The following is a 4207-nucleotide window of genomic DNA, read 5'->3' on the forward strand; positions in this document are numbered from 1 at the left end:
TTGAACATAGCGTTTAACCCATTGATAAACTTGTTCTTTTTTCGTATGTGGTAGTTTATCAATGTGTTTTACAAGTTATTAAACGCTTTGCTCATACTTACAACCTCCCGAATGCTTGTTCTTATATTGATTATACTAAGATTTCGGGCAGGTATCAAATATCAACATTTACCTTTAACAGAGCCTTTTTATTAGTAAACATATATTTACTTCGATAGTTGTCCAGCTCCAGTGCCTAGCCCCTCAAGTCGCTTGTCTAGCTGCTGCTCCTAACTCCTCGAGTCGCTTGTCTAGTGTCGCCTCCTAGAAACTCCGAAACTTCAACTCCGCCTGCAGAAGCAAAAAGCGCTTCTTTGTCGGAATCTCCAGTTTCTGCGTTTCTGGGCAGTCGGCTATACTTTTCGATTTCGGTCCTGCCAATGAAGTCAAAGAACGACTTCACTGTCAGGACCTCCAGCGCTTGTCGGAGTTGGGCAGTCGCCTCCGCTTTTCGTTTTCGATCCGCCCAATGAAGTCAAAGAACGACTTCACTGGTCGGCCCTCTGAGGCACACGACGTGCTAGACCCGCCAGCCACAGGACGTGGCGCTTTAGGCGGGCAACGCTTGTCGGGGCTGACCAAGGCACTTCCGCTTTTCGAATTACGATGACATCTTTACCTTTTTCTGGGTCGTTGTCCATTTACCTCGGCTCGGACTTTTCACTAAGTCGTTATAAGCCAGGACATTCAAATCCCTCTGGATGGTTCGAGGAGTAATTCCGAATTCCTCTACAAGATCTTGAGTTGTGACAGTACCATTCTGACATATATACATGTAGATGGATTTGATGCGGTTTATCATCCGGTTAGTCGAAGGTTTCAAACAACCACTCCCTATCCTTTTTTAAACCCCTTTGTCATTTTCCTGCAACCGACTATTGATTGAAGACGAATCCTCAAGTATGTAGTTTTCTTCTTTCCAGACAGCTCCTTTTGCGTCCATTTTAAAAGGCAGTCCTAAGATGTCTTACCTTTTGGACTATTTTACACTTTAATAAAATATAATTCCAGATTATTTACTGTTTTTTATGAAAAATTAATAATTTACTCAGAACGTACCCCCTTCATAATGGTTTATATACTTAACAATATGGTGTTAAACAGGTTAAATATGACAGTTATTAGAAAATTACAAAAATATATTAGACTGTAACTTAACTTTTACCCAGAGTTTACGAAAAGAGGTTATAAGGAGTAAAATAATATTCAAGTTTTCAAGTGGGGATTTAGAGTACAATAAGAACATCTTCTCGCTTAAGTGTTCCTGAAAAGGGAATACCACCTTTATACATATAAAAGTAACTTGGGAGGTTTGAATGGATGACTTCAATCAATTGGACACAGGAAGTGGAAAAAAGACAGAGTGATTTAATTAAAGACGCGCAGGAGCTGCTGAAAATCAAAAGTGTGCTTGACGAAGAGAATTCATCTCCAGAGGCACCGCTTGGTGAAGGCGTGAAGGAAGCATTGGACTTTATGCTTCAGTTAGGTGAAAAGGATGGCTTCACTCCTAAGAATGTTGGCAATCTTGCTGGCCATCTGGAATTCGGGCAAGGAGACGAAATTGTTGGTGTTCTTTGCCATGTCGATGTTGTACCTGAGGGGGACGGCTGGACAAGTGACCCATACGGTGCGGAAATCCGCGATGGTAAAATCTATGCCCGTGGCGCAATTGATGACAAAGGTCCAACAATGGCCGCATATTATGCAATGAAAATAGTTAAAGAACTGGGCTTGCCCCTGAACAAGCGTGTCAGGATGATCATAGGTACGGATGAGGAAAGCGACTGGCGCTGTGTTGACCATTATTTTGAACATGAAGAAATGCCAGCGATGGGCTTTGCGCCGGATGCTGACTTCCCGATTATCTACGCAGAAAAAGGAATCGCTGATTATGATTTGGTTTCAAACACCGCCGTTATTGCAAAAGAAGACTTCGATGCTGAAGTAATCGAATTTTCATCGGGCCGCCGCTATAATATGGTACCGGATTTTGCGAAGGTTTCCTTGGTTGTGCAGCAAGGACAAACGGATATTGTCCAGCGTTTTGAGGAATTCAAAAAGAACAATGAGTTAGATGGCAAGGCAGTAGTCGAGAGTGGTAAGCTGATCCTTGAGCTTGAAGGTGTTTCAGCACATGGCATGGAGCCAGACAATGGAAAAAACGCAGGGCTTTATATGGCAAGCTTCCTCTCCGAGATTAATCTTGATGGAAACAGCGAAAAATTCTTTCAATTTGTAGCCAAGTACCTGGGCAAAGATTCACGCGGCAGGGAACTAGGCGTCGCCTATACAGATGACATTACTGGAGATTTGACGATCAATGTTGGTAAGCTAGCTTACTCACGGGAAAACGGTGGCCGCGCTGGCTTGAATATGCGCTACCCAGTGACAACCAATCTTGAAAAGACAAAAGAAATATTAATTGGGGTAATAGAAGCTGAGGGATTTTCCATCGAGAATTTCTCAAACTCTAATCCGCATCATGTTGATGAGAATGACTTCCTCGTCCAGACCTTGAAAAAAGTATATGAAGAGCAGGTTGGTGAAAAAGCGGAACTTATTTCTATTGGCGGCGGAACATATGCAAGGTCGTTGAAGTCAGGTGTGGCTTTTGGTCCACTTTTCCCAGGAAGACCTGATATCGCCCACCAGAAGGATGAATATATGATTATTGAAGATCTTCTTAGAGCCACAGCGATCTACGCGCAGGCTATCTATGAATTGGCAAAATAAACAAGACATTACCGGAAATCAAGGAGGGGGAAGAGCATGGAATATGTAATTGTAGATGGCGAAGTTCTTGACCGAACGGTCGCCAAGGTAGACATTGAGGATAGAGGCTATCAATTTGGAGATGGTGTATATGAAGTCATCCGGGTTTATAATGGCAAAATGTTCACTGGAAAAGAGCATTTAAACAGACTTGTAGAAAGTGCCGAAAAAATCAGGATGAAGTTGCCTTTCAGTCCTGAGGAGCTTGAGTCCAAAATGGAAGAGCTGATTTCGAAAAACGAATTGGACACTGGTATTGTTTATATGCAGTTTACAAGAGGCACTTCACCTCGTAATCATGTTTTCCCTGCCGGTGATGTGGCACCAACCTTTGTCGCTTATACGCGCAAGGTGGCTCGCCCTGTGGAATCCATGGAAAAAGGGGTCAGAACTATTCTGGATGAAGACATCCGCTGGCTTCGCTGTGACATTAAAAGCTTGAACTTGCTTGGAAATCTGCTATCGAAACAAAAGGCAGCTGAGGCCGGTTGTTTTGAAGCGATCCTACATCGAGGAGAAACTGTAACTGAGGGAAGCCATTCCAACATCTCGATTGTAAAAGACGGCGTGATCATCACACACCAGGCCGATAATTTCATTCTCAACGGAATCACAAGACAAAAAATGCTGGAGATTTGCAGCAATGAAACCATTCCATTTGAGGAACGAGCATTCACGCTTGACGAATTGTCTTCAGCAGACGAAGTCTTCTCATCTGGAACAACAGTCGAAGTCATGCCGATTGTTGAAGTGGATGGGAAACCTGTAGGAAACGGGAAGCCTGGTCCTGTTACCAGGAACCTGCAAAACCTTTTTAAAGCGGAAATTGAACGCCTGTGCGGCAATTTATAACTTTTAACCTGCGGCTTACAGCTGCGGGTTATTTTTATTCAAAAAAGTGACAAACTTATTTGAAATATCAACAGATTACTTTTTCCGCATTCTACACCTGAAGGATTTAACGCTTGCTTTGTTTTTTCTTGGCAGGAATGGGTATCATAAAAATATTTAAATCATCAGGATACCTGCTTTTGTTCATACTCAGACAAAGTACAGCAGAATACCGAACAGGGGGAACAGAAATGAAAATCACTTCTGAACAGCATATTGAATTGCATGGATTCAATAATCTGACGAAATCATTAAGTTTTAATATGTATGACATCTGTTATACGAAGACAAAAGAAGAGCGTGAAGCTTATCTTGATTATATTGATGAACAGTATAATGCCGACCGGCTGACTAAAATACTCACTCACGTTTCAGATATTATTGGTGCGCATGTTCTGAATGTGGCCAAGCAGGATTATGTGCCGCAGGGAGCCAGTGTGACCATCCTAGTTTCTGAAGGACCGGTCGTGGAGGTTCCTGATGAAGCATATGACGAGTCGCC

General features: G+C 42.7%; 4 protein-coding genes and 1 pseudogene. 3 read left to right on the forward strand and 2 right to left on the reverse strand.

Annotated elements, in window-relative coordinates; translation table 11 throughout:
* Positions 1 to 256 precede the first annotated feature (256 nt).
* Together ACH0QE_RS19720 and ACH0QE_RS19725 are read right to left on the reverse strand one after the other, a co-directional pair.
* On the reverse strand, positions 257 to 442 hold the full coding sequence (locus tag ACH0QE_RS19720) for a hypothetical protein (protein WP_415802191.1): 186 nt from the start codon (positions 440 to 442) through the stop codon (positions 257 to 259).
* A 198-nt stretch (positions 443 to 640) separates the two neighbouring features.
* A complete protein-coding gene (locus ACH0QE_RS19725; protein ID WP_023626930.1) occupies positions 641 to 862 on the reverse strand; it encodes a DeoR family transcriptional regulator in 222 nt (73 codons plus the stop codon).
* 497 nt (positions 863 to 1359) lie between these two features.
* Between ACH0QE_RS19725 and pepV the strand changes: the two genes are divergently transcribed.
* The 3 genes and pseudogenes from pepV to ACH0QE_RS19740 all read left to right on the forward strand — a co-directional run.
* A complete protein-coding gene (pepV, locus tag ACH0QE_RS19730) occupies positions 1360 to 2775 on the forward strand; it encodes a dipeptidase PepV (protein ID WP_415802192.1) in 1416 nt (471 codons plus the stop codon).
* A 36-nt stretch (positions 2776 to 2811) separates the two neighbouring features.
* Complete coding sequence (gene dat / locus ACH0QE_RS19735; protein ID WP_415802193.1) at positions 2812 to 3666, forward strand: D-amino-acid transaminase; 855 nt, start codon at positions 2812 to 2814, stop codon at positions 3664 to 3666.
* 230 nt (positions 3667 to 3896) lie between these two features.
* Positions 3897 to 4207, forward strand: a pseudogene (locus ACH0QE_RS19740) (adenosylmethionine decarboxylase); the annotation flags it as partial.

Source organism: Mesobacillus sp., assembly GCF_047739415.1.
In the GTDB taxonomy this organism is placed as follows: Bacteria; Bacillota; Bacilli; order Bacillales; family Cytobacillaceae; genus Mesobacillus.